The sequence below is a fragment of the Acinetobacter sp. FDAARGOS_724 genome, from assembly GCF_013364475.1.
Lineage (GTDB): Bacteria > Pseudomonadota > Gammaproteobacteria > Pseudomonadales > Moraxellaceae > Acinetobacter > Acinetobacter variabilis.
This window is the reverse complement of sequence record NZ_CP054908.1, coordinates 3123929-3149350: the sequence shown is the minus strand read 5'-3', so window position 1 is coordinate 3149350 and position 25422 is coordinate 3123929. Positions and strand designations below refer to the sequence as shown.

Here is a 25422-nt window from a genome sequence, read left to right as displayed (position 1 = left end):
TTTCAGTTATGAATACAATAGTTCAGTAGGACAGAGCCCATTACTCAGTGAGGTATTTGAATATACAGTAACGCGTAATGCGGGACAGGCCGATCAGGAAAGTGCTTCAGCAAATCTGGTGATTAATATTGATCGCGTAAACCAGATTCTTAACTATGCTGATGATCCAGCAGATAACCTGTTACAGGGTGGCGCAGGTGATGACATCCTGACGGGTGGTGCAGGAGCAGACACAGCGATCTATTATTTACTGAATAATGCTAATGCAACAGGCGGCAATGGTACAGATACCTGGACTGACTTCAATGCAGTTGAAGGTGATACCATCGATGTCTCTGCATTATTAAGTGATCAGGCAGTAGATGCATCAAATCTGGGGAACTATATCACGCTCGAATAACGTGGAGATGATACAGTCGTGACGATCGATCGTGATGGTTCCGATACCGATACCACCTTTGCGCGCGCTGATTTGCTGATATTGCAGAATGTAGACAGTGCAACTTTACAGCTGAATGACATCATTAAATATAATCCAATCTAACCAGAAGTTTTTAAAATGGATTATTCATAAAAATTTGTGATGTCATTGAACTTCAATTAAAAAATCCCGCTTGATGCGGGATTTTTTAATTTTACATGGGCATTTAAAGTGTTAAAAACCAGATAGAAGCAGCAATGACGACAATTAAGATAACCAGAAAGATTTTTAGATTGGTTTTAGGATATGTGGTGCTCAAGCTTGCTTTCGTAATTTCCTGGCCTTCAGGATCATACAGAATCACCTTTTGTGCACTATTTTCATAACCTAACTCTAGCAGGGCACGCTGTTCAAGAGCTGTCAGACCCTCTTCAGGCATATCCATAACTTGCAGCAGCGTTGTAGAGCCCCAAAGTTTTTGAACAATTGAAGTAGATACCAGCTGTTTTAGGGTTTCTGAGGCAGCCTTAAAGTCAGCAATAATGCTGCGTTCATGCGCATAGGGAACGGGAGGGACCATTGTTTGCACAATCGTGCCCTCATTGTCCATCAGTTGCATTTTATCTTTATAAATTTGCACCCATATTGCATTGGGAAGTTTGGATAACTGATCTTGCAGCATGAATTGCCCACGTATTGCTTTGATATTAAATTAAATAATCTATAAACACATCCCGTATCAAGACGGGATATGTAATGTTCCATTACTTGGCAGGAGCGCCATATTCATTATTTTCTTTTTTGGTATCACTTGCCCACCAGATAATGAGTAAAATTATTCCTATCCCTGTAAGCACAAGCAATTGCCACCATCCAGAGCGTCCAATGTCATGTAAACGACGCGCCCCTACAGCCAGACTTGGGAGTAAAAGAGCTAAATTTAGCAGGCCATTCACCAAAGGTTTGGTCCCTAAAACTGCATCAATGACTTCACTAATAATGCCTAAAATTACACAAAACAGCATAAAGAACCAAAATTCTTTACGGCGTGCACGACCAGAAAAATTTGCATAATTGGTTAGACATTTTACAAACCAGTCGATACTGCTATAATTCTCTTCAGCCTGATCCAGATTGGAATATTTGTTAATCTGATTGCTAATGCTTTCTCCCAGATGAATCGAGCTGCCCAAAGCCAGATAAATATCTGCTGCCTGACCGGTTGAGTTAACAATAAAATCAACCCGGTCACCGCGTGATGGAGGGCGTTGTCCACGCCAGTCTGCACCGCTAAAACTGTAGCGGTTGTGATCATCCCCTGTGATAAAACCCGTATTATCTTGAATAGAAAAATCCAGGATGGAACCTTTCATAAGCCCTCTCTATTTATCTTCTGGCTATTATGGATTTGTATAAATATTATTCATATATGGTTGATAGTAGCATAGGAAATTTAGTTTGAGATCAAGCTTTTATAAAAATATTTAGGTAATAAATTTTCACTATCTAAAGTTAGAAATTCTGATTAGTAAGAAGTTGATTTAGCTGATAATGAATAGTTTAATTAAATTTAGATTTTCTTAATTTTTTTAATAATAAGCAATAATTCAAGGGAAGAAAAACTGAAGTAAATTTAATAAAGCTAAGAATATACTAAGATTTATAAAAATAATTAAGAATATACTAAGATTTATAAAAATAATTTAAATCAATAACTTAATTAATTTTAGTATTTTACTCAATATGAATATATTGCGAATTTTTACGTAGAGTTTGAATAAGAAACTAATCCTCAACAGACTTTGCTTAAGTTAATAAATGCTTATATATTGATCTCATAAAACAACTTAGACATTACACTGTTTTTAAGCTAATTCACCTATTTTATAAGGGCATTTTTAATTAATAAAACATTAAAGGGTGCCATGATGAAAGCTATTCCAATGAAGAGGATGATTAACTGTGTTGCGATGAGTGGTGTATTGCTATTCACTGCTGGGCAAACAATGGCAATGAATCAGCAATCTTCAACTGCTGCTCAAGCAAATTCTAAAGCATCAAATGACAGTCGAATGCATTTAACCGAGAGTCAAGTGATTAAGGTTGTAAGTACGGTCAATAACGGTGAAATCAAACAGGCAAAAATAGCCTTGCCAAAACTTAAAACAGATGACGCACGTAAGTATGCGCAAATGATGATTAGCGAACATACAGCGAATGAGAAAAAAGGTCAGGCTCTGGCAGACCGTTTAAAATTAACTCCGCAAGCAAGCAGTCTCAGTACGGCATTGCAAAGTGATAGTGACAAGATTGTTACTGACCTGAGCAAGCCATCTGCAGCTGATAAAGACTATATGATGAGCCAAGTTGAAGTACATCGTAAAGCCCTGAACACTTTGGACACACAATTAATTCCAAATGCGAAAAATGCGGAATTAAAAAGCATGTTGACGCAAACCCGTACTGCGGTAGCGATACATCTGAAAAAAGCTGAACAAATTGTTGAAAAGATGAAATAAGTTAAGCATTCATCCAATAAAAAAACCGCCATTTTAGGCGGTTTTTTTGATCATAATACTTTATATATCATGTGATATTTCTTACCAGCTTAACGCACCACCAGTTTGGTAATCTGTTACGCGAGTTTCGAAGAAGTTCTTCTCTTTACGTAGATCCATCATTTCAGACATCCACTGGAATGGGTTGTTTACACCAGTAAACTGTTCAGGCAAGCCTAACTGGCTCAAGCGACGGTTACAGATAAATTTCAGGTATTCTTCCATCATACCGGCATTCATGCCCAATACACCGCGTGGCATCGTGTCACGTGCATATTCGATTTCAAGCATGGTGCCTTCAAGGATCATCTGAATCACTTCTTGCTGGAATTCAGCAGTCCACAGATGTGGGTTCTCGATCTTGATCTGGTTGATCATATCAATACCGAAGTTCAGGTGCATAGATTCGTCACGCAGGATGTACTGGAATTGCTCAGCAACACCATTCATCTTGTTACGACGGCCCATAGACAGAATTTGGGTGAAACCGCAGTAGAAGAAGATACCTTCAAGGACACAGTAGAACGCGATCAGGTTGCGAAGCAGGATCTGGTCATTTTCTGGCGTACCGGTTTTGAAAGTAGGATCACTTAGAGATTGCGTATATTTCAGGCCCCAAGCTGCTTTACGTGCTACTGATGGAACTTCACGGTACATGTTGAAGACTTCGCCTTCGTCCATACCTAAAGATTCGATACAGTACTGGTAAGCATGCGTATGGATCGCTTCTTCAAATGACTGACGCAGAATGTACTGACGGCATTCAGGGTTGGTGATGTGACGGTAGATCGCCAATACCAGGTTGTTTGCAACCAGTGAATCCGCAGTAGAGAAGAAGCCCAGTGAACGCATCACGATGGTACGTTCATCTTCAGTCAAGCCATTTTCAGACTTCCACAACGCGATGTCGTGGTTCATGTTGATTTCTTGAGGCATCCAGTGGTTGGCACAACCATCCAGATATTTTTGCCAAGCCCATTCGTATTTGAATGGCACTAACTGGTTCAAGTCAGCACGGCAGTTGATCATACGTTTATCATCAACCTGTACACGCTGTGCGCCCATCTCAAGTTCTTCAAGACCAGGCGCAACGTCCAGTTGGTCTAGGGAAGCAGATGCTCTTGCCAGTGAATCGGTTGAATTTGATCCTGCGCTTCGAGGGGCTGCAGCGGGTTGTGGAGCTGCCACATTCGACGATGTGTTGCTTGCATCAGATACCATCTGCGGATTAGCCGTTTTTTTCGGCTCGACGGGCGTAGGCTGCTGTTCAGGTGCAGCCGGTTTTTGCGAATCATCTTCGAAATCGTCCCAACTTAGGATAGACATATCAATTCTCTCTAGTTGCTTTATATCTTTTATTAGACATCCAGCAGTGCTGAGATGTCTTACTATACGCTCAATTTGTGTAAACAAAATTAAGTTTTGTCGATGAATGCTCTGAATTTGTTCAGAGATAAATCCCCACTACTTATTTTGTTTACGCTGTTGCTGGCGAACTTTAAACCAGAAATAAGCAATCGGTGCGTAAAAGGTAACGGCAAAAGAAAGGATCAATGCCACAAGTCCTAACATGTAATTGTGAGTCATATGAGGCATTGAGGTTTCCTTTTACTTTTAGTTTGTGAATCCTAGCCGAAACTAGGATTCACGTTTAAATCATTTTTTAGATGATTTTGCTGGCTTCACTGTTTCAACAATCGTGGTCTTTGGGTGCTTTTTAGCATATTCCAAAGTAACGTATTGACCAGTGATAGCACTTCGAGCTGCTTTTTGATTATTAGCCATGCTCAGTACTCCTTGATACAAAATCAAGATGACTCTTACTGGCTCATAAACTAATTCAATGATAGAATCGTTCACGCATTCTCATATGCCAGCCTCGTTGTGACCATCTTGGTATCACTTCGAGATTGAAAGCCTTCTAGTTAGTTTTGGTCGACGCTAGAGGGCTTTTTTATTGCCTAAATTTCGTAATCCCCCTAAATCCCCCTTTATAAAAGGGGGACTTTCTCCCTCCTTTATTAAAGGAGGGCCGGGGAGGATTTAAAACCTGTCAGATTACTGACAAGCCTCACAATCAGGATTATCAATTGAACATGCTTGTGGCACTGGCGCTGCTTGAGTGAAACCTTCTTCCTCTACAGGAGCTTCAGGTTTTTTCTCTTCAACCACTGGCGTTGCAACTACAGGAGCCGCAACGGTTGCAGGTTTAACTGCGTTCAATGCACCAGTATTAATAGTTGATTTCTCAGCAGAAGTCGCACCCAATGCACGTAGGTAATAAGTCGTTTTCAGACCACGTAACCAAGCCATCTTGTAAGTGATGTCCAGTTTTTTACCGTTTGCACCCGCGATGTACAGGTTTAGAGATTGCGCTTGGTCGATCCATTTTTGACGGCGAGAAGCAGCATCTACAATCCAGCGTGGCTCAACTTCAAACGCAGTCGCAAAGATCGCTTTCAATTCTTCAGGAATACGAGAAATCTTTTGTACTGAACCTTCGAAGTGTTTCAGGTCATTCACCATCACCGCATCCCAAAGACCACGTTCTTTCAACGCACGTACCAGGTACGGGTTAATCACTGTGAATTCACCAGATAGGTTAGATTTCACATACAGGTTCTGGAATGTAGGCTCAATTGACTGAGATACACCACAAATGTTCGAAATGGTTGCAGTCGGGGCAATCGCCATCACGTTCGAGTTGCGCATACCGTCTTTTTGAACTTTGGCACGTAAAGTGTCCCAGTCCAGACGTTGTGTACGGTCAACTTCAAACATACGCTCTGGACGAGTTTTCGCAACCAGGTCAAGTGAGTCGATTGGTAAAATACCTTGATCCCACAGTGAACCTTTGAATGTTTCATACGTACCGCGTTCAACAGCAAGGTCACTTGAAGTTGAAATTGCGTAGTAAGAAATCACTTCCATTGATTCATCAGCAAACTCAACCGCAGCGTCAGAGCCGTAAGCCATACCCATTTCGTAAAGCGCATCCTGGAAGCCCATGATACCCATACCGACAGGGCGGTGTTTCAGGTTCGAGTTACGTGCTTGTGGAACCGCGTAATAGTTGATGTCGATGACGTTATCGAGCATACGAACCGCAGTTTTTACTGTACGAGCCAGTTTTTCACGATCTAGCTTGCCGCCTTGAACGTGTTGTACCAGGTTGATCGAACCTAAATTACATACTGCGATTTCTTCTTTGCTGGTGTTCAGGGTAATTTCTGTACACAGGTTAGAAGAGTGAACCACACCCACGTGTTGTTGTGGTGAACGTAGGTTACATACGTCTTTGAATGTGATCCAAGGGTGACCTGTTTCGAACAGCATAGACAGCATTTTGCGCCACAAATCTTTTGCACGGATTTTCTTGTGCAACATGTTTGTTTCTTTGGCAATACTTTCGTAGTAAGCATAACGCTCAGCGAATTCTGCACCAGTCAGATCATGAAGATCAGGTGTTTCAGAAGGGGTGAACAGTGTCCATTCTGCATCTTCGAATACACGTTGCATGAACAAGTCAGGAACCCAGTTGGCAGTGTTCATGTCGTGAGTACGACGACGGTCATCACCAGTGTTCTTACGAAGCTCAAGGAATTCTTCGATATCCAGGTGCCAGGTTTCCAGGTATGCACATACTGCACCTTTACGTTTACCACCTTGGTTTACGGCAACAGCAGTATCATTGGCAACTTTAAGGAATGGCACCACACCTTGAGACTTACCATTTGTACCTTTAATGTAAGAGTTCAGGGCACGAACTGGAGTCCAGTCATTACCTAAACCGCCTGCCCATTTAGACAGCATTGCGTTATCACGCATTGCGCCATAGATGTCAAACAGGTCATCATCAATCGTAGTCAAGTAGCAGCTAGACAACTGTGGACGTAACGTACCTGAGTTGAACAGGGTAGGTGTAGACGCCATGTAGTCGAAGCTAGACAATAAGTTATAGAATTCGATTGCACGGTCTTCACGGTTATCTTCGTTCAGGGCAAGACCCATAGACACACGCATGAAGAACAATTGTGGCAATTCGAAACGCACGCCATCTGAGTGGATGAAGTAACGGTCAAATAGGGTTTGCAGACCTAGGTAAGTGAACTGGTTTGAACGTTCTGGTTGAATCGCTGCAGCCAGTTTAGCCAGGTCAAAGTTTAACAATTCAGGTGAAAGAAGCTCTAACTCAATCCCTTTTTTCAGGAAGGTTTCAAGCGCATCACCTTCATTGGTATCAGTGGATAGACCCAAGAACTCTAAACCGGTAGCCACCAGGTCATCACGCAACAGACGTGCAGTCACATAAGTATAGTTAGGTTCTTGCTCAATACGAGTACGAGTCGCCATCATCATTGTTGTAGAGATGTCACACTCTTTTACGCCGTTATAAAGGTTTTTTACGGTCTCATCGACAATCGCCTGTACGTCGATCCCTTCAAGGCTTTCAGCAGCGCGAGTTACAGTCGCAGTCAATTCGCTTAAGTCAAGCGGTTTTAACTTGCCTTCTGCATCAGCCACTTGCAGTGTAGGGTGATGGTTGGCACCTAACTGTTTGCGCGCTTCAGAACGTTGTTCACGGTAGATGACATAGGCACGTGCAACTTTCTGTTCACCAGTACGCATCAGCGCAAGTTCAACCTGATCCTGAATTTCTTCGATATGGATCGTGCCACCCGATGGTAAACGGCGTTTGAATGTATTCAGAACCATTTCCGTTAATTGTTCGATACGGTCGTGTATACGGCTCGAATCTGCACTTTGCTGGCCTTCTACTGCCAAAAATGCTTTTCCAATTGCAACAGAAATTTTTTCTGCATCAAAAGCGGCAACATCACCGGTGCGTTTAATCACCTGAAGTTGACCCGGAGTGGACGTGATTACGCTCATGTTAGCATAGCTCCATTGTCATCTATTTTTATGTTTATGGACCGTTTGAACTGGGCAAAAATCGTGCCACAGTGTTCGAGGAATAAACACAAGACCTAGTGGTTATAAAATTAATTGAACACAAGATACGGGAAAATTTAGGGTAGATCAATATTGACATTTTGCTAAATATTTTTCTGAAGTTTTATCTTAATCTTTTGCAAAAAGATTCCAATTTTTATTGATTCTTGCATAAGCCTTATCCGGCAAGGCATAGCATATCAAAGCTGGCAAAAAGTGCTTATAGATAACATTGTGGATAACTAAAAAGGCCTGAATCAACTAGTCACATTTTGTTCAGATTTAGCTGTGATCGATGCAAATAAGCCGATAAACGGTAGTTAAATGCACATTCGAGTTAAATGTGCACGATAAAATATTACAAAATGCTACTTTGATGTATTGGTTTGGTGAACGCTATCTTGTTTACAATGTAAACGTGTGTATATTGCAAGCATATTAAAAACGTATCTATTGGATTTCAAAAGGATACGTCCGTAGCATACGTCCATCAAATAAAGGGGCAACACATGAGCCAAGAAGAAAAGTTACCTAAAATTCTAATTGTTGAAGATGATGAGCGTCTTGCTCGTTTAACACAAGAATACCTCATTCGTAATGGTCTTGAGGTTGGGGTAGAGCCGGATGGCAACCGTGCTATTCGTCGTATTATTGCTGAGCAACCAGACATGGTGGTTCTAGATGTCATGTTGCCAGGTGCTGATGGTTTGACCATCTGTCGTGAAGTTCGTCCACATTATCATCAACCGATTTTAATGCTGACTGCACGTACTGAAGATATGGATCAGGTCTTAGGTCTGGAAATGGGTGCAGACGACTATGTCGCTAAACCGGTTCAGCCGCGTGTCCTGCTGGCTCGTATTCGTGCTTTATTACGCCGTACCGACAAAGTACCTGAGGATGAAGTGGCTCAGCGAATCGAATTTGATGACCTGGTCATCGACAATGGTGGTCGTTCAGTGACCTTAAATGGTGAGCTGGTTGACTTTACCAGTGCAGAATATGACCTGTTGTGGCTGCTGGCTTCAAATGCGGGTCGCATCTTGTCACGTGAAGATATCTTTGAGCGTTTACGCGGCATCGAATATGACGGCCAAGACCGTTCAATTGATGTGCGTATCTCACGTATTCGTCCAAAGATTGGTGACGATCCTGAAAATCCAAAACGTATTAAAACAGTACGTAGTAAAGGTTATCTATTCGTCAAAGAAACTAACGGTATCTAATCGGTGCCTTTAGCCGCCTGAATAAACAGGATAATTAATAGGTGTTTAAACACAGTATATTTTTGCGGATATACGCAGGCTTGGTCATGCTTGTGGTCTTGGTGGCAGTATTTAGCTATCTGCTGGTACAGATCATCAACTACCAGCGTGCGCAGGAGTATCGTGAATCCCTGACTGATGGTATGGCATATATCATCAGTGAGGGGGTTGCGAGACAGCCTAATCTGCAGCAAAAGATGGATTGGGTTTCAGATGCGTCTGATCTGTTGGAATTGCCGATCTACTATGTCGAAGCTAGTAAAGTGGATATTACCCGGGCGGAAGGTCGACGTCTGGCTGACCGTAAGGCAGTCGTGCGTTGGGATGCCAAAACCGGGGTAGCTTATATTGTCATCGGGCTACGTGATGATCCAAGTCATTATCTTTATATTAAGGCGGATAATATTACTGAACGTCAGATGAAGGCTTTACCGGTCTTTATTCTGGATTATCTGGTGTACTACCCAGGTCAGGAAAAAGAATACCTGAAGCGAATTCAGGACTATTTCTCTTATCCAATCTCGATCGAAAATGTCCAGAGCCTGCCACTAGATTCCGAGCAGATTGGACGTTTGCGTCTAGATCACAGCATTATTCTATATCGTGATAGTGCCTCAATTCGCGGTACTACAATTTCGATCATTTCTCCTATTCCTAGCTCGACGTCTGAAGTGCTGGTAATGGGGCCAGTGCCATTATTTAACTGGATGCCATTCCAGTTAGCTGCCGGGATTACCTTGCTCAGTCTGTTTGTTTTGAGTCTGGGGATTTATGGTCTGCTGGTGCCAATGCAGCGTAAACTGCGTGAAGTGAGCTATGCCCTGAACAAGATGAAAACTGGCAATATGTCATTACGTCTTCCGGTAGAGGGTAGTGATGAGATGGCGACGCTGGCTTCCAGCTATAACAATATGTCGGATCATATTCAGCGTCTGATTGAAGCGCAGCGTGAATTGATGCGTGCCGTATCGCATGAGCTGCGTACACCTGTTGCTCGTATTCGTTTTGCTGTGGAAATGATGGCAGATGAAGACGACTATGATTATCGCTTGCAGCAGGTTGAGCAGATCGATAAAGATATTGAAGCCTTAAATACCTTGATCGATGAAATCATGACCTATGCCAAACTGGAACAGGGCATGCCTTCAATTGAATTTGAAGATATTGATCTGTTTGAAGTGTTGGATCAGGTGGCAGTCGAAACAGATGCTTTAAAAACTGGCAAAGAAGTCGAAGTACTGCCGATGCCAGTACCTGTGACCGTAGAAGCTGAACGACGTTACCTGCATCGTGTGGTACAAAATCTGGTGGGGAATGCAGTACGCTACTGTGAGCAAAAAATCCTGATCAGCGGCGGACTAGACGCTAAGGGCATGGCATATATCTGTGTAGAAGATGATGGTCCGGGGATTCCGGAAGCTGACCGTGCTCGTATCTTTGAAGCTTTTGCCCGACTGGATGATAGTCGTACCCGTGCTTCAGGAGGGTATGGTTTGGGCTTGTCTATTGTCAGCCGGATTGCCTACTGGTTTGGTGGAGAGATTCAGGTCGATCAAAGTCCGACACTGGGTGGTGCACGCTTTATCATGATTTGGCCAGCCAGCCGTTACGGTAAAAAAATCAAGCAAAAGCCGATCGAAAAACTGGAAAAAGCTGAAGTGTCAGATCAGTCAGAATAAGAGTTTGGGTGAGAAAAAACGATACATAGGTATCGTTTTTTTATGGCTATTTAAAGGGGATTATTCATGGATGGTAGCATCCGGTTCAATCAGTGGCTTGCCTTCTTTCAGGCTGTTTAAGGCATCAGAATTGAAGTTGATCAGTAGCTTGTTGTTTTTAACATCTACCTGATAGCTTTGGATTAGCTTTTGGTCACCAGATAAGGTTTCAAGCTTGTACTCATCGGCAATATTCATAATACCGTCTAGGTTAATGCTGGAAGAGGCATAGTCTGTCTGGAAAAGTTTATGAATATCCCCTAAGTCAAAGATTGCATTGCTGGCATCCTGATGTTTTTGGATATAGCTTTCTACATGTCGCATCAATAATTGAGCAAAGAAAAAATAATCAGGTTTATGGGTAAATCGTAGAGACATGCATGGACTCCTTATTGTTACTTTATAAATGTCATAGTGTGTTGTAAAAATAGAAATATCATAATCTGAATCAAACTGTTGGACGTGTTGCAAAAATACACAATTGCTCTTTTAAGGCTTACCGAGAGCAGGTAGAAAAGGGGGCTTCTAATTGAATGACAACATTCATGTTAAACATCTTTTAAAACACACTTATTTTTCCGGAGCATGATGCAAAGGTGAAATGTTTTTAATTGATTCTTTATAAGTTTCGTTTCATTGGGTGGGTAGGCAGCCACTGTAAAAGGAGTGAGGCTTAATTAAGCAGAGCTTTAAAAGTCTATCTGGTTTTAGAAAAAAATAATGGAAATTTAAACTTTAATTTAAAAAAACGATCGGTTGAGATTCTCTGAGCTTAAAGCCAGAATAAAATTAGGAATGTCTGAAAAATCATCCAAAAGACTAAGGCTTATAAACTAGCAAGTGAAATCCAAAATCAGGTACAATTGGCGGGATTAATTTTGTGTTTGGTGTATTTGAAGGCCAATACATACATTCTTTGTTAATAAATCGGCCTGCCAGGAGTTATCCCCGCATGAGTGCCATTACTCCATACGAATGGGCAATTATTGCCTTCGTGATCGGCGTTACATTTTTATGCGTCTTTATGCTCACTGTCCCATTACTCCTCGGGGGTAAATCATGGGGCCGTGCCAAGCAGGAGCAGTTTGAGTCAGGCGTAGTCAGCGCAGGTGGAGCTCGTATCCGCTTGTCTGCGAAATTCTATTTAGTTGCAATTTTCTTTGTAGTCTTCGACCTCGAAGCACTTTACCTGTATGCATGGGCATCTTCTGTTCGTGAAGTAGGTTGGATTGGTTTTGCAACTGCAGCTATCTTTATTTTGGTTTTACTTGTTGGTTTGGTTTACGAATTATCGACAGGCGCACTGAACTGGGCACCTTCAGACAGACGTAAAGCAGCAGGATACAAAGCTAAAATTGGTTCGCCAAATATGGATCTTGCAGAAATTACGCGCTTCAACTCTGTTGAAGAATTGGTTATGGATCCAACTGGTCAAATCCCAGCTCAATCATCTGGTCTTGTGAAAAAATCACAAGTTCAACCCTCTGATAAGGAGTAACTCGGGATGAAATATACATTAACCCGTGCGAATCCGAATGCTGATGAATATCCACTTCAAGAGCGTATCGTTGTAGAAGATCCGCTTCTAGAAGAAGAAGTGAATAAAAATGTGTTCATGACTCGCCTAGAGGATGTAATGCACACAGCAGTGAACTGGGGTCGTAAGAACTCAGTTTGGCCATTTAACTTTGGTACATCTTGCTGCTACGTTGAATATGCAACGACTTTGACCGGTGTGCATGACTTGTCACGTTTTGGTGCCGAAGTTATCCGTGCTTCACCGCGTCAGGCAGACTTGATGATCGTAGCAGGTACATGCTTCGTAAAAATGGCTCCGGTAATTCAACGTCTGTATGAACAGATGCTTGAACCGAAATGGGTGATTTCAATGGGTGCGTGTGCGAACTCAGGTGGTATGTACGATATTTATTCAGTCGTACAAGGTGTGGATAAGATTATTCCGGTAGATGTATATGTTCCGGGTTGCCCACCACGTCCTGAAGCATTGATCCAGGCATTAATGCTGTTACAAGACCAAATTCAATTAGAGCGTCGTCCGCTGTCTGCGGTAATCGGTGATGATCTTAAGCCAGTGTATAAGCCAAAGATGATGCCGGAACGTGACCGTAAGAAAGACCAGCGTGTGGCTGTGAAGAACTTACGCTCTATGGATGAAATTAAATAATTTAAACGACCGGTTTTTTGTTGTGCACCCGCTATGGGTGTAGTTGTCGTTTAGGTTGACTGAATTTGTATTAAATAGGAAGCCAAGCCAATGGCTGAAACTGACATTGCTATGCCAGAATCAACAGTAGTTGATTCACGCCCAGCATTTGCCATCATTGAAGAGCTCAAAACCAAGTTTGGTGAGAACTTCTTTGTGCAAACGACTTTCGAGGATTTCCCGACAGTTTGGGTTGAGCGCGCACGTGTACAAGAAGTACTGATGTTCTTGCGTACCGTGCCACGTCCATACGTGATGCTATTCGACTTGTCTGCAGTAGATGAGCGTTTACGTACGCACCGTGACGGTTTGCCTGCGTCAGAATTCACAGTGTTCTATCATTTATTATCTTTAGAGCGTAACTGTGACATTCGTATTAAAGTTGCATTAAGCGACAGCGATCTGAATATTCCGACCGCAACGAATATCTGGCCAAATGCGAACTGGTATGAGCGTGAAGCTTATGACATGTTCGGCATCAATTTCGAAGGGCATCCAATGCTCCGTCGTATCTTGTTGCCAACCTACTGGGAAGGTCACCCGCTACGTAAAGAATATTCTGCACGTGCAACGGAATATACACCGTATATGCAGAACCAAGCCAAACAAGACTTCGAGCAAGAACACCTTCGCTTTGTGCCTGAAGATTGGGGCTTAAAGCGTGGTAATAAAGACGAAGACTTCATGTTCCTGAACTTGGGTCCTAACCACCCATCTGCGCACGGTGCGTTCCGTGTAATTTTGCAGTTGGATGGTGAAGAAGTGAAAGACTGTGTGCCAGATATTGGCTATCACCACCGTGGTGTGGAAAAGATGGCTGAACGTCAAACTTGGCATTCATTCATTCCTTATACTGACCGTGTGGACTACTTAGGTGGTTGTGCTCAAAACATGCCGTATGTGATGGGTGTGGAACAACTGGCAGGTATTACTGTTCCTGACCGTGCACAATGTATCCGTGTCATGATGTCGGAACTGTTCCGTATCAATAACCACTTGCTGTACATCGGTACTGCGATTCAGGATGCCGGCGGTATGACCCCAGTATTCTATATGTTCGCTGACCGTCAGAAAGTGTATGACATCGTGGAAGCGATTACTGGTTACCGTATGCATCCAGCATGGTTCCGTATCGGTGGTACTGCACATGACTTGCCAAATGGTTGGGAAAAACTGGTTCGAGACTTGCTCGACTGGATGCCTAAACGTTTGAACGAATACTATACTGCAGCACTGAAAAACTCTGTATTTGTGGGTCGTACCCGTAATGTGGCTCAGTACGATGCGAAATCTGCATTGGCATGGGGTGTAACAGGTACTGGTCTGCGTGCGACAGGTATCGACTTTGATGTTCGTAAATACCGTCCATACAGTGGTTATGAAAACTATGACTTCGAAGTGCCAGTTGAGTACGAAGGCGATGCATATGCTCGTGTGATTGTTCACTTCCGTGAAATCGAACAGTCACTGAAAATCATTAAGCAGTGTCTAGAGAATATGCCTTCTGGTGCGTACAAAGCGGACCATCCGCTGGCTGTTCCACCACCAAAAGACAAAACATTACAAGATATTGAAACCTTGATTACGCACTTCTTGAGCGTTTCTTGGGGTCCTGTAATGCCTGCAGGTGAATCATCTGTGATGGCAGAGGTGGTAAAAGGGGCGTCGACTTATTATCTGACTTCAGACAAGTCAACCATGAGTTACCGTACCCGTATTCGTACACCAACTTTCACGCATTTACAGCAAATGCCTTCTGTGATTAACGGCAGTCTTGTATCTGACTTAATCATTTATTTAGCGACAATCGACGTCGTAATGGCTGACGTGGATCGCTAAGGGGTAAACGCATTATGATGATTTTGACTGATAAAAAGCCACGTGTGAATGTTGAAGGGATTTTAACTTCGGAAGAAATCCATGAAATTGAACATCACATTGGGCATTACCCATACCCACGTGCAGCGTGTCTTGATGCGCTGAAGTGTGTACAACGCCGTAATGGCTGGGTAGACGATGCTCAAATGAATGCCATCGCGCAAATGCTCAGCATGAGCCTTGCCGATTTGGAAGGGGTTGCAACGTTCTATAACCGTATTTACCGTCAGCCAGTGGGTCGTCACGTAATTTTACTGTGTGACTCTATTGCGTGTTTCTTGATGGGTGCGGAGACTTTAGCAGAAGCATTCCAGCGTGAATTGGGTATCCAGTTCGGCCAAACCACAGCGGATGGCCGTTTTACCTTGCTTCCAATTTGCTGCCTAGGTAACTGTGACAAAGGTCCAACCCTCATGATTGATGAAGACACTCACGGTCTCGTGGAAGTGACATCAATTAAACAGTTATTGGAGAAGTATGTATGAATACCGAACCAAAACCAATTTATGGCGACGGTAACCCGGAAACGCATCCACTGACTTGGCGTCTGAGCAAACAAGCAAATGTCCGTCACGTTGATGACTACGAGGCGCTTGAAGGCTATGCAGGCTTTAAAAAAGCCCTGTCTATGACACCGAAAGAAGTGCTGGAAGTTGTAAAAGCAGCAACCGTAAAAGGTCGTGGTGGTGCAGGCTTCCCGGCAGGGATCAAATGGTCGCTGATGGCGCCAAATGACAATTCAGGTCCACGTTACCTGATTTGTAATGCCGATGAGATGGAACCAGGTACCTTCAAAGACCGTCTGTTGATGGAAGATCTTCCTCACCAGCTGATCGAAGGTATGCTGATTGCAGCTTATACCCTTGAAGCAACTCAAGGTTATATCTTCATCCGTGGTGAATACATCGAAGCGGCGAAATACCTGAACGAAGCGCTTGAACAGGTTCGTGCCAAAGGTTATCTGGGTGACAACATCCTGGATTCTGGCTGGAGCTTCGAGTTACACGTGCATACCGGTGCGGGTCGTTATATCTGTGGTGAAGAAACTGCATTGATTAACTCGCTTGAAGGTCGCCGTGCAAACCCGCGTACCAAACCGCCATTCCCGCAGGTTGCAGGTGCTTGGGGTCGTCCTACAATTGTGAACAACGTAGAGACCTACAACAACTTGCCAGCCATCATGTTGCGTGGTCCAGAATGGTACATCGGTCTGTCTGCAGGCAAATCGAAAGACCCTGGCACAAAAATTTATGGTGCTTCAGGTAAGGTGAAATTCCCGGGTCTATGGGAACTGCCATTCGGTACCACTGCACGTGAAGTGATTGAAGAACATGCTGGTGGTATGCGTGACGGCTTGAAGCTGAAAGCATGGTTACCCGGTGGTGCATCAACTGACTTCCTGGCTGCTGAGCATATCGATCTTCCGATGGATGCGGAAAGCATCATGAAAGCAGGTTCACGTTTAGGTACCTGTCTATTGATGGTAGTTGATGAAACCCAATGTATGGTTTCAGCGACTCGTAACCTCGAAGAATTCTTTGCGCGTGAATCATGTGGCTGGTGTACACCTTGCCGTGATGGCTTACCTTGGGCGGTGAAAGCGCTGAAAGCACTTGAAGATGGTACTGGCAAGAAAGAAGATATCGATCACTTACAAGAACTGACTCGTAAGCTTTGGATTGGTAAAACTTTCTGTGCTCACGCACCAGGTGCTATGGAACCGTTAATGGGCGCACTCAAACATTTCCGTGGCGAGTTTGAAGCGAAAGTGGTGAATGCCGCAGCTCAAACTAGCAACGTAGAACAAGCTTAAGGAATTCGACTATGGCTACAATTCATGTCGATGGAAAATCGTATGAAGTCAACGGCTCAGAGAACTTGCTACAAGCATGTTTGAGTCTGGGCATCGACATCCCATACTTTTGTTGGCATCCATCCTTAGGTTCTGTCGGCTCTTGCCGTCAATGTGCTGTGACTCAATACGCGAATCCAGAAGATACGCGTGGCCGTTTGGTCATGTCATGTATGACGCCTGCGTCTGACAATACCTACATCTCGATTGAAGACAAAGAAGCGAAAGATTTTCGTGCTTCGATTGTTGAATTCTTGATGACCAACCACCCGCACGACTGTCCAGTCTGTGAAGAGGGTGGTCACTGTCACTTGCAAGATATGACAGTAATGACTCAACACGACCGTCGTCGTTACCGTTTCACCAAACGTACGCATTACAACCAAGAACTTGGTTCGTTCATTGCGCACGAGATGAACCGTTGTATCGCATGTTACCGTTGTGTTCGTTATTACAAAGACTATGCGGGCGGTACAGATTTCGGTGTATATGCAAACGCTTCTCGCGTTTATTTCGGTCGTCCGGAATCAGGTACTTTGGAATCTGAATTCTCAGGTAACCTGACCGAAGTGTGTCCAACGGGTGTATTCACCGATAAGACTCACTCGGAACGCTATAACCGTAAATGGGACATGCAGTACGCACCAAGCGTATGTCATGGCTGTTCTTCAGGTTGTAACATCTCTCCAGGTGAGCGTTATGGCGAGCTTCGCCGTGTTGAAAACCGTTTCAATGGTGAAGTTAACCAATACTTCCTGTGCGATAAAGGCCGTTTCGGTACCGGTTATGTAAACCGTAAAGACCGTCCGCGTCAGCCACAGTTCCGTACTGGTACAAATGTAGAAACTGTTTCTGTTGATACTGCACTGGATACCGTAATTGCGAAAATCCAGGGCAAAAAAGTTCTGGGGATCGGCTCTCCACGTGCATCACTTGAAGCTAACTTCGCACTACGTGAATTAGTTGGTCAAGACAACTACTCAACCGGTATGGCTCAAAAAGAGCAAAATCTGGTTGAACTGGCTGCATCGATTATGCAAACCGAGGGTGTTTATAACCCGAACATGCGTGAAATCGAAAGCTATGATGCGGTACTGATTCTGGGTGAAGACCTGACTCAAACTGCGCCACGTATGGCTTTATCTGTTCGCCAAGCTGCGAAAAATAAAGGCAAGGAAATGGCTGCAGAGCGCCGTACGCAAGAATGGCTGGCTGAACCTGTACAACGTATTGCCCAAGATGCGAAATCTCCGATTTACATTCTGGCTGCAACACAAACTCGTTTGTCTGACGTTGCAGAAGGTGAAGTAGTTGCTTCTCCAAATGACATCGCACGTTTAGGCTTCGCGATTGCTGCGGGCGTGAAAGGTGAAATCATCACTGGTCTTGATGACGATGCGAAGGTATTTGCACAAACCATTGCAGATACGCTAAAAGCTGCGAAGAAGCCACTGATCATCTCTGGCACAAGTCTACAAGACGCAAGCATCATGGAAGCTGCTGCACAAGTAGCACAGAACCTTGGTAATGCTGGTCTGACCTTGACTGTTGCTGAAGTGAACTCAATGGGGCTGGCAATCTTCGGTGGTCAAAGCCTTGAACAAGCATTTGCACAAGACTATGACACTGTCCTAATTGTAGAAAACGATCTATACCGTCGTTTACCAGTAGCTCAGGTTGATGCTGCGCTTGCAGGCAAACAGGTGATCGTATTGGATCACTCTGAAACTGCGACTGTGAAGAAAGCCAATATTGTATTGTCTGCTGCTTCATTTGCTGAAGGTGATGGTACTGTCGTTTCTCAAGAAGGCCGTGCACAACGTTTCTACCAAGTGTATGACCCTAACTACTACAACCCGGAACTGGCAATCAAAGAATCTTGGCGCTGGTTACACGCACTGGAAACAGGCGTACAAGGCAAAGCGATTTCTTGGACTGTACTGGATGATGTGATCGAGTCAGTAGCAAGCAACGTTCCTGCACTTGAAGGTATTCTGGATGTAGCACCAGATGCAGGCTTCCGTGTCCATGGTCTGAAAGTGGCACGTGAACCACGTCGTTATTCAGGTCGTACTTCGATGCGTGCGCCATTGTCTGTACATGAGCCGAAACAGCCTACTGATAAAGACAGTGCATTAACATTCTCTATGGAAGGTTATGTCGGTGATGAGACTCCATCTTCACTGGTACCATTTGCTTGGGCTGCAGGCTGGAACTCACCACAAGCCTGGAACAAATACCAGGATGAAGTGGGCGGTCACTTAAAAGGCGGTGATTCAGGCGTTCGTTTATTCGACCGTTTACCAAAACGTCCAGCGCGTAGCTTCGTTGCACCAGCACCTGTGCTTGTAAATGCTGAAAGCTTCCGTCTGGTGCCAATGCATCACATCTTTGCATCTGGCGAGTTCACCATTAAAACTCCGGCAATGGAATCACGTATTCCTGATGCAGTATTTGCAGTGGGCGAACAGGATGCTACACGCTTGAACCTGCAAGACGGTCAGAAGATCACTGTGAAAGCAGGCGAGGCTTCAATCGTTCTTCCTGTACAAGTGATTGAATACTTACCAACAGGTTATATTGGCTACCCAATTGGTCTTGCACCAACGGTATCTCTTGCAGAGCCTGTTTCAGTCGCGGTAGGAGCGTAATTCATGGAACAAGAATTAATCCGTCAAACGCCGCTGTGGGCTGAAAACTGGCCAATCGCCTATTCAGTACTTCAAGCGATCGTGATCTTACTGGTTGTAGTACTGATCGCTGCGTTGATGTCTTTTATTGAACGTCGTTTACTCGGCTTATGGCAAGACCGTTACGGTCCGAACCGTGTAGGTCCGGGCGGTATGTTCCAGATTGTTGCCGACATGCTGAAAATCATGTTCAAGGAAGACTGGACACCAAAATTTGCCGATAAATTGACTTTCCGTATGGCTCCAGCAGTTGCGATGGCAACTGCGGTGCTGTCGTTCATGGTTATTCCTGTATCACCTTACTTAGGTGTTGCAGACATGAGTATCGGTCTGTTGTTCTTCATGGCAATGGCAGGTATTGCGGTATATGCAGTACTGTTTGGTGGTTGGTCTTCTAACAACAAATACGCATTGCTTGGTGGTCTACGCTCAGCAGCACAAACTATTTCTTATGAAGTGTTCCTGGGTATTTCCCTGATGGGTGTAGTGGCAATTGCCGGTTCATTCAATATGCGTGAAATCGTAGAAGCACAGAAAGATGTATGGTTTATCATTCCTCAGTTCTTAGGCTTCCTGATCTTCGTGGTTGCAGGTGTTGCGGTAACTCACCGTCACCCATTTGACCAACCAGAAGCAGAACAGGAACTGGCGGAAGGTTACCACGTAGAATATGGCGGTATGAAATGGGGTATGTTCTTCGTTGCGGAATACGTGAACGTAGTACTCATCTCTGCATTGATCGTAACCCTGTTCTTCGGTGGCTGGTTAGCACCATTTGGTCTTGATTTCCTTCCACCAGCATTCTGGTTCATCATTAAAACAGCATTCTTCGTAATGATGTTTGTATTGGCCCGTGGTTCTTTAATGCGTCCACGTTATGACCAGGTGATGAACTTTGGTTGGAAAATTTGCTTGCCATTGGCGTTGGTTAACCTTTTGGTGACTGGTGCTGTGATTCTGTTGAATCAGGCCTAAGACAGCAGGGAGAACAAAATGTTTAAATTTCTAGCTGGATTCGGGTCAATCGTTCGTACGTTGTTTATGGTATTTACCCATGCAACGCGCAAACGTGACACCATTTTATATCCGGAAGTGCCAGCCGAAGAAATCGTGCCACCACGTTTCCGTGGTCGTATCGTATTAACGCGTGACCCAGATGGCGAAGAGCGTTGTGTAGCATGTAACCTGTGTGCGGTTGCATGTCCGGTAGGCTGTATTTCACTCCAAAAAGCAGAACGTGAAGATGGTCGTTGGTATCCGGAATTTTTCCGTATCAACTTCTCTCGTTGTATTTTCTGCGGTATGTGTGAAGAAGCATGTCCTACGACTGCGATTCAAATGACACCAGATTTCGAATTAGGCGAATATGTTCGTCAAGATCTAGTCTACGAAAAAGAACACTTGCTGATTTCTGGTCCTGGTAAATATCCTGACTATAACTTCTACCGTGTAACCGGTATGGCAGTTGCTGGTAAGGACAAAGGTCAGGCACAGCGTGAAAGTGCACCTGTTGATGTACGGAGTCTATTACCATGATGTGGCCATTTTATTTAATGGCCCTTGTGGCCATCGTCTCTACGGTTCGTGTGGTAACTAACACGAATCCGGTACATGCTTTATTAAGCCTGATCGTTTCACTCCTTGCTGTAGCAGGACTGTTCCTGATCGTGGGTGCACCGTTTGCGGGTGCACTTGAAGTCATCGTTTATGCTGGCGCGATCATGGTGTTATTCGTGTTCGTGGTAATGATGCTGAACCTGGGCGAACAGACTGTTGCTCAGGAACGCAAATGGTTGACTTCATCGGCTTGGGCTTATCCGGCATTGATGAGCTTCCTGATTGGTCTGATCCTGGTTTGGGTACTTAAATCAGATTACGTGCAGCCTTCAATGGTAATGGGCACTGAAATGGTCGGTCCTAAAGCGGTAGGTCAATCACTCTTTACGCAATACTTATTGTTGGTAGAAGTTGCCGCGATGTTATTGCTTGCATCACTTGTTGCAGCATTCCATTTGGGTAAACGTGAACCAGGTGCAGAAGAGGAACAACAATAATGGGCAACATCCCTTTAGAGCATGGTTTGATCGTTGCATCCATTCTTTTTGCACTGGGTTTTTACGGTGTAATGGTGCGACGCAACCTGCTATTCATTTTAATGAGCCTTGAAATCATGATGAATGCTGCTGCTTTGGCATTCGTCCTGGCGGGCAGTGCATGGGCACAGCCTGATGGTCAAATCATGTTTATCCTGATTCTGACCCTTGCTGCGGCAGAGGCGTGTATCGGTCTTGCGATCGTCCTTCAGTTCTATCATCGCTTCCATCATCTGGATGTGGATGCTGCTAGTGAGATGCGCGGATGAGTTATTTATATCTAACAATTTTATTCCCGCTCATTGGCTTCGTCCTTTTAGCGGCAGGGCGTCATAAGCTTCCTGAAACAGTTGCAGCCATTATTGGTGTAGGGGCTGTGGGGTTATCGGCATTGTTCGCACTCATTGCGGGTATGGACTTTATCAACAATGGTTCTACCGCAGTAGTACAACCTCTTTGGACTTGGTTCAATGTCGGTGGTTTTGCACCGGGCATTAGCCTGCACCTGGACGGTTTGTCTCTGTTGATGCTGGGCATGGTGACAGGCGTTGGTTTCCTGATCCATATCTTCGCATCATGGTACATGCGCGGTGAACAAGACTTCGCACGTTTCTTCTCTTACTTCAACCTGTTCGTTGCAAGCATGTTATTGCTGGTACTGGGTGACAACCTGGCGTTGTTATTCTTGGGTTGGGAAGGTGTAGGTCTGTGTTCTTACCTGCTGATTGGTTATTACTACCAAAACCCTGCAAACGGTGTGGCAGCGATCAAGGCATTTACCGTTACCCGTATTGGTGACGTATTCTTGCTGATTGCCATGTTCTTGCTGTTCCAGCAATTCGGTACATTGAATACTCAGTATATCGTAGAAAATGCTGCGACTGTGATGACGCAAAGCTCATCATTGACCATCTGGACTGCACTAATGTTGTTCCTAGGTGCTGCTGGTAAATCTGCGCAGATCCCGTTACAAACATGGTTGGCAGATGCGATGGCAGGTCCGACTCCTGTTTCTGCATTGATCCACGCTGCGACAATGGTAACAGCAGGTGTTTACCTGTGCTGTCGTCTATTCACAGTATTTGAGCTTGCGCCTGAAGTGATGATGTTCATCTCGATTACTGGTGCAGTGACATTACTGGTAGCTGGTTTTGCTGCATTGGTACAAACAGACATCAAACGTATTCTGGCTTACTCAACTATGAGTCAGTTGGGCTACATGTTTATGGCTGTAGGTGCTGAAGCATACCAGGCGGGTCTGTTCCACATGCTGACTCACGCATTCTTCAAAGCATTATTATTCTTGTCTTCTGGTGCAGTGATTCTGGCTTACCACCACGAACAAAACATCTTCAAAATGGGCGGTCTGTTCTACAAGAACAAGTTCCTGTTTGCATGTTTCGCCATTGGTGGCGGTGCATTGGCTGCAATTCCATTCATCACTGTGGGCTTCTTCTCAAAAGATGCAATCCTGGGTGCGGTATGGGTACAAGGCCAATCAATTACAGTTTACAGCACACTTTACTGGGTGGGTGTAATCGGTGCGTTCCTGACTTCGATCTATACATTCCGTCTAATCTGGGTTGTATTCTTCGGTAAAGAAAACACACCTTACCATGCAATCAAGGGTGTAACTTACTGGGGGCCATTGGCAATTCTTGCAGTACTTTCAACTTTCGTGGGTGCGGCATTAAAAGCGCCTGTGGAAAGCATTTTGAATGCGGCTAAACTTCCTGCATTTGAAATTCCGGAAGCACTTGAACATGGCATGCATACTGCAGAGTACACAGCAGTAGGTATTGCACTGGTAGGTCTTGCAATTGGCGTAGTGCTGTTTGCTTTTGCTTACAACGCTGTGAAATCTTTTGCGAAAACTTCTCTGGGTGCGGGTCTTGCCAACATCTGCCGTAATGCACTTGGTTTCGACAAGCTGTATGACATCGTTTTTGTGAAGCCTTATTTGTTCTTCGCGAAACTGTTCGGCCGTGATCCGATTGATGGCTTCTGGCTAGTGCTGCCTGCACTGGTTAAAGGTGGTCATAGCTTTACCAGTTCACGTCAAACAGGTTCACTGCGTGAATATGCATCTAGTATGGGGCTCGGTGTCGTTGTCCTACTGATGATCTTGCTCGTGATTCAGGTAGTGGGGAAATAAAATGGAAGCTCCAAACAATATTATTTTGCCGGCTCTGATCCTCATTCCGTTCATTGCAGGTTTTATTTGCTGGTTGGTCGATAAACTCGACCAACACCTTCCGCGTTATATCGCGCTGATTGGTATGTTAGTGACGCTGGTCTTGACCATCGTCCTTTGGCAGTCGGGTACTTATAACTATGAACTTGGCGGTGCGGCTCCTACGTGGGCAGCCGAGTTCAAATTGCCTTGGATTCAAACCCTGGGTATTAACATTCACCTTGCAGTGGATGGTTTGTCTTTACTGATGGTTGGCTTGACTGCACTCCTTGGTGTGCTGGCAGTAGGCTGTTCATGGGGTGAGATTCAGAAAAACGTTGGTTTCTTCCACCTGAACCTTTTATGGTCTCTGGGTGGTGTAATCGGTGTATTCCTGGCAATTGACCTGTTCCTGTTCTTCTTCTTCTGGGAGATGATGCTGGTGCCGATCTACTTCCTGATCGCACTTTGGGGTCATAAAGGGGCAGAAGGCAAGTCCCGTGTATACGCTGCAACCAAGTTCTTCATCTACACACAGGTGGCTGGTTTAGTCATGCTGATTGGTATCCTCGGTCTGGTGACTGTAGGCTACACCATGACTGGTCAAATCCGTTTCGACTATAACTACCTGATGGGTGTAGCGAACATGCTGGATACACAAGCGCCAGCAGTTGCTTATGCATTCATGATCTGCCTATTCATCGGTTTTGCGGTAAAACTTCCAGTTTTCCCATTACACGGCTGGTTACCAGATGCGCATGCACAAGCACCGACAGCGGGTTCTGTTGACCTTGCAGGTATCTTGATTAAGACAGCTGCCTACGGTCTGATCCGTTTCGTGATTCCATTCTTCCCGGCGGCTTCTGCACAGTTTGCAGACATCGCGATCATTTTCGGTTTAATCGGTATCTTCTACGGTGCTTGGTGTGCTTTCCAGCAAACCGATATGAAACGTTTATTGGCGTATACGTCTATTTCACACATGGGCTTCGTTTTACTTGCAATTTATGCAGGTAACATCCTGACCTTCCAAGGTCTGATGATCATGATGCTGGCACACGGTCTGTCATCTGCGGCGCTGTTCATTATGTGTGGTCAGGTGTACGAACGTGTTCATACACGTGATATGCGTTTGATGGGTGGTATTCGTGGTCAGTTCCCATACCTTGCATTCTTCCTGATGTTCTTCATCGCGGCGCTTGTCGGTATTCCAGGTCTAGGTAACTTCATTGGTGAGTTCCTGATCCTGATGGGTTCATTCGGTAAATTCCCCGTATTTACAATCCTCGCTGCAATCAGCCTGGTATTTGCGGGTCTGTACGGTTTGATTCTGATCCACAAAGCGTTGTTTGGTGTTCCAAACGAAGAGCAAAAACAGCACTACACAAATCCGTTAAAAGATTTAAATGCACGTGAAGTGGTAATTTTGCTGATCTGTGCATTTGGTCTAGCATGGCTTGGTCTATACCCACAAAGCTTCCTTGACGTTTCTAACTCAAGCATGGCGTGGTTAGCGAATAGCTACATTCCTGTGTCTGAAGCAGCTGATGCTGTGCAGCAAGCTGCCGTTTCAGCTGAAAATGTGGAGATCCAATAA

General features: G+C 44.5%; 24 protein-coding genes. 17 read left to right on the top strand and 7 right to left on the bottom strand.

Annotated elements, in window-relative coordinates; all coding sequences use genetic code 11:
• Positions 1-118: 118 nt before the first annotated feature.
• Together FOC32_RS16455 and FOC32_RS17150 are read left to right on the top strand one after the other, a co-directional pair.
• A complete protein-coding gene (locus FOC32_RS16455; RefSeq protein ID WP_175968092.1) occupies positions 119-400 on the top strand; it encodes a type I secretion C-terminal target domain-containing protein in 282 nt (93 codons plus the stop codon).
• An 18-nt stretch (positions 401-418) separates the two neighbouring features.
• Positions 419-544 carry a hypothetical protein gene (locus tag FOC32_RS17150; protein ID WP_261635342.1) on the top strand — a complete coding sequence of 42 codons (126 nt, stop codon included), beginning with the start codon at positions 419-421 and terminating at the stop codon, positions 542-544.
• Positions 545-647: 103 nt separating this feature from the next.
• Here the strand turns inward: FOC32_RS17150 and FOC32_RS16450 are convergent, their stop codons facing one another.
• Positions 648-1103, bottom strand: a complete 456-nt coding sequence (locus FOC32_RS16450) for a hypothetical protein (RefSeq protein ID WP_034170082.1) — start codon at positions 1101-1103, stop codon at positions 648-650.
• Positions 1104-1185: 82 nt separating this feature from the next.
• Positions 1186-1794, bottom strand: a complete 609-nt coding sequence (locus FOC32_RS16445) for a DUF805 domain-containing protein (RefSeq protein ID WP_034170083.1) — start codon at positions 1792-1794, stop codon at positions 1186-1188.
• Positions 1795-2349: 555 nt separating this feature from the next.
• Between FOC32_RS16445 and FOC32_RS16440 the strand changes: the two genes are divergently transcribed.
• Complete coding sequence (locus FOC32_RS16440; protein ID WP_175968091.1) at positions 2350-2940, top strand: DUF4142 domain-containing protein; 591 nt, start codon at positions 2350-2352, stop codon at positions 2938-2940.
• Between the two features lie 81 nt (positions 2941-3021).
• On the opposite strand, the gene FOC32_RS16435 is transcribed toward FOC32_RS16440, so the two are convergent.
• The 4 genes from FOC32_RS16435 to FOC32_RS16430 all read right to left on the bottom strand — a co-directional run bounded on the left by FOC32_RS16435 (position 3022) and on the right by FOC32_RS16430 (position 7872).
• Positions 3022-4305: a ribonucleotide-diphosphate reductase subunit beta gene (locus tag FOC32_RS16435; protein WP_175968090.1), complete on the bottom strand. Its 1284-nt coding sequence runs from the start codon at positions 4303-4305 to the stop codon at positions 3022-3024.
• A gap of 138 nt (positions 4306-4443) precedes the next feature.
• Positions 4444-4575 carry a hypothetical protein gene (locus FOC32_RS17275; RefSeq protein WP_005237071.1) on the bottom strand — a complete coding sequence of 44 codons (132 nt, stop codon included), beginning with the start codon at positions 4573-4575 and terminating at the stop codon, positions 4444-4446.
• A 60-nt stretch (positions 4576-4635) separates the two neighbouring features.
• The gene (locus FOC32_RS17145; protein WP_255209521.1) at positions 4636-4764 is read right to left on the bottom strand and encodes a hypothetical protein; all 129 of its coding nucleotides are present in this window, start codon (positions 4762-4764) and stop codon (positions 4636-4638) included.
• Positions 4765-5037: 273 nt separating this feature from the next.
• Positions 5038-7872, bottom strand: coding sequence for a ribonucleoside-diphosphate reductase subunit alpha (locus tag FOC32_RS16430; protein WP_175968089.1), 2835 nt, complete (start codon positions 7870-7872; stop codon positions 5038-5040).
• A 569-nt stretch (positions 7873-8441) separates the two neighbouring features.
• On the opposite strand from FOC32_RS16430, the gene bfmR reads away from it, so the two are divergent.
• Both bfmR and bfmS read left to right on the top strand, forming a co-directional pair.
• Positions 8442-9158 carry a response regulator transcription factor BfmR gene (gene bfmR, locus FOC32_RS16425; protein WP_004785097.1) on the top strand — a complete coding sequence of 239 codons (717 nt, stop codon included), beginning with the start codon at positions 8442-8444 and terminating at the stop codon, positions 9156-9158.
• 41 nt (positions 9159-9199) lie between these two features.
• A complete protein-coding gene (gene bfmS, locus FOC32_RS16420) occupies positions 9200-10876 on the top strand; it encodes a sensor histidine kinase BfmS (protein WP_034170086.1) in 1677 nt (558 codons plus the stop codon).
• Between the two features lie 60 nt (positions 10877-10936).
• Here the strand turns inward: bfmS and FOC32_RS16415 are convergent, their stop codons facing one another.
• Positions 10937-11293, bottom strand: coding sequence for a hypothetical protein (locus FOC32_RS16415; RefSeq protein ID WP_004785094.1), 357 nt, complete (start codon positions 11291-11293; stop codon positions 10937-10939).
• A 574-nt stretch (positions 11294-11867) separates the two neighbouring features.
• On the opposite strand from FOC32_RS16415, the gene ndhC reads away from it, so the two are divergent.
• The 12 genes from ndhC (at position 11868) to nuoM (ending at position 25422) form a co-directional block, all read left to right on the top strand.
• Positions 11868-12413 (top strand): NADH-quinone oxidoreductase subunit A, encoded by a 546-nt coding sequence (gene ndhC, locus FOC32_RS16410; protein WP_004785092.1) that lies wholly within the window; start codon positions 11868-11870, stop codon positions 12411-12413.
• A 6-nt stretch (positions 12414-12419) separates the two neighbouring features.
• A complete protein-coding gene (locus FOC32_RS16405; RefSeq protein WP_004785090.1) occupies positions 12420-13100 on the top strand; it encodes a NuoB/complex I 20 kDa subunit family protein in 681 nt (226 codons plus the stop codon).
• Positions 13101-13190: 90 nt separating this feature from the next.
• Entirely contained in the window at positions 13191-14978 is a 1788-nt protein-coding gene (gene nuoC, locus FOC32_RS16400; RefSeq protein WP_175968088.1) for an NADH-quinone oxidoreductase subunit C/D, read from the top strand.
• A gap of 14 nt (positions 14979-14992) precedes the next feature.
• Positions 14993-15502: an NADH-quinone oxidoreductase subunit NuoE gene (nuoE, locus tag FOC32_RS16395; protein WP_004785086.1), complete on the top strand. Its 510-nt coding sequence runs from the start codon at positions 14993-14995 to the stop codon at positions 15500-15502.
• Positions 15499-16830 (top strand): NADH-quinone oxidoreductase subunit NuoF, encoded by a 1332-nt coding sequence (gene nuoF, locus FOC32_RS16390; RefSeq protein ID WP_175968087.1) that lies wholly within the window; start codon positions 15499-15501, stop codon positions 16828-16830. The genes nuoE and nuoF overlap by 4 nt, the downstream gene beginning before the upstream one ends.
• Positions 16831-16841: 11 nt before the next feature.
• Positions 16842-19520 carry an NADH-quinone oxidoreductase subunit NuoG gene (gene nuoG, locus FOC32_RS16385; RefSeq protein ID WP_175968085.1) on the top strand — a complete coding sequence of 893 codons (2679 nt, stop codon included), beginning with the start codon at positions 16842-16844 and terminating at the stop codon, positions 19518-19520.
• A gap of 3 nt (positions 19521-19523) precedes the next feature.
• Positions 19524-20534 carry an NADH-quinone oxidoreductase subunit NuoH gene (nuoH, locus tag FOC32_RS16380; protein ID WP_004785081.1) on the top strand — a complete coding sequence of 337 codons (1011 nt, stop codon included), beginning with the start codon at positions 19524-19526 and terminating at the stop codon, positions 20532-20534.
• Between the two features lie 18 nt (positions 20535-20552).
• Positions 20553-21095, top strand: a complete 543-nt coding sequence (gene nuoI, locus FOC32_RS16375) for an NADH-quinone oxidoreductase subunit NuoI (protein WP_004785079.1) — start codon at positions 20553-20555, stop codon at positions 21093-21095.
• Entirely contained in the window at positions 21095-21613 is a 519-nt protein-coding gene (gene nuoJ / locus FOC32_RS16370; protein WP_171056685.1) for an NADH-quinone oxidoreductase subunit J, read from the top strand. The genes nuoI and nuoJ overlap by 1 nt, the downstream gene beginning before the upstream one ends.
• Positions 21613-21921: an NADH-quinone oxidoreductase subunit NuoK gene (gene nuoK / locus FOC32_RS16365; protein WP_004280769.1), complete on the top strand. Its 309-nt coding sequence runs from the start codon at positions 21613-21615 to the stop codon at positions 21919-21921. The genes nuoJ and nuoK overlap by 1 nt, the downstream gene beginning before the upstream one ends.
• Complete coding sequence (gene nuoL, locus FOC32_RS16360; RefSeq protein ID WP_175968083.1) at positions 21918-23807, top strand: NADH-quinone oxidoreductase subunit L; 1890 nt, start codon at positions 21918-21920, stop codon at positions 23805-23807. Before nuoK ends, nuoL begins: the two co-directional genes overlap by 4 nt.
• A gap of 1 nt (position 23808) precedes the next feature.
• Complete coding sequence (gene nuoM / locus FOC32_RS16355) at positions 23809-25422, top strand: NADH-quinone oxidoreductase subunit M (RefSeq protein WP_175968081.1); 1614 nt, start codon at positions 23809-23811, stop codon at positions 25420-25422.

Bases quoted from the DNA above. Each gene is read 5' to 3' on its own strand.
- nuoM (WP_175968081.1), top strand. From the start codon at position 23,809: ATGGAAGCTCCAAACAATATTATTTTGCCGGCTCTGATCCTCATTCCG.
- nuoF (WP_175968087.1), top strand. From the start codon at position 15,499: ATGAATACCGAACCAAAACCAATTTATGGCGACGGTAACCCGGAAACG.
- FOC32_RS16405 (WP_004785090.1), top strand. From the start codon at position 12,420: ATGAAATATACATTAACCCGTGCGAATCCGAATGCTGATGAATATCCA.
- FOC32_RS16430 (WP_175968089.1), bottom strand. From the start codon at position 7,872: ATGAGCGTAATCACGTCCACTCCGGGTCAACTTCAGGTGATTAAACGC.
- FOC32_RS17275 (WP_005237071.1), bottom strand. From the start codon at position 4,575: ATGCCTCATATGACTCACAATTACATGTTAGGACTTGTGGCATTGATC.
- FOC32_RS16450 (WP_034170082.1), bottom strand. From the start codon at position 1,103: ATGCTGCAAGATCAGTTATCCAAACTTCCCAATGCAATATGGGTGCAA.
- FOC32_RS17145 (WP_255209521.1), bottom strand. From the start codon at position 4,764: ATGGCTAATAATCAAAAAGCAGCTCGAAGTGCTATCACTGGTCAATAC.
- nuoE (WP_004785086.1), top strand. From the start codon at position 14,993: ATGATGATTTTGACTGATAAAAAGCCACGTGTGAATGTTGAAGGGATT.
- nuoH (WP_004785081.1), top strand. From the start codon at position 19,524: ATGGAACAAGAATTAATCCGTCAAACGCCGCTGTGGGCTGAAAACTGG.
- FOC32_RS16440 (WP_175968091.1), top strand. From the start codon at position 2,350: ATGAAAGCTATTCCAATGAAGAGGATGATTAACTGTGTTGCGATGAGT.
- FOC32_RS16435 (WP_175968090.1), bottom strand. From the start codon at position 4,305: ATGTCTATCCTAAGTTGGGACGATTTCGAAGATGATTCGCAAAAACCG.
- nuoL (WP_175968083.1), top strand. From the start codon at position 21,918: ATGAGTTATTTATATCTAACAATTTTATTCCCGCTCATTGGCTTCGTC.
- nuoG (WP_175968085.1), top strand. From the start codon at position 16,842: ATGGCTACAATTCATGTCGATGGAAAATCGTATGAAGTCAACGGCTCA.
- nuoC (WP_175968088.1), top strand. From the start codon at position 13,191: ATGGCTGAAACTGACATTGCTATGCCAGAATCAACAGTAGTTGATTCA.
- FOC32_RS16415 (WP_004785094.1), bottom strand. From the start codon at position 11,293: ATGTCTCTACGATTTACCCATAAACCTGATTATTTTTTCTTTGCTCAA.
- nuoK (WP_004280769.1), top strand. From the start codon at position 21,613: ATGGGCAACATCCCTTTAGAGCATGGTTTGATCGTTGCATCCATTCTT.
- ndhC (WP_004785092.1), top strand. From the start codon at position 11,868: ATGAGTGCCATTACTCCATACGAATGGGCAATTATTGCCTTCGTGATC.
- bfmR (WP_004785097.1), top strand. From the start codon at position 8,442: ATGAGCCAAGAAGAAAAGTTACCTAAAATTCTAATTGTTGAAGATGAT.
- nuoJ (WP_171056685.1), top strand. From the start codon at position 21,095: ATGTGGCCATTTTATTTAATGGCCCTTGTGGCCATCGTCTCTACGGTT.
- nuoI (WP_004785079.1), top strand. From the start codon at position 20,553: ATGTTTAAATTTCTAGCTGGATTCGGGTCAATCGTTCGTACGTTGTTT.
- FOC32_RS16445 (WP_034170083.1), bottom strand. From the start codon at position 1,794: ATGAAAGGTTCCATCCTGGATTTTTCTATTCAAGATAATACGGGTTTT.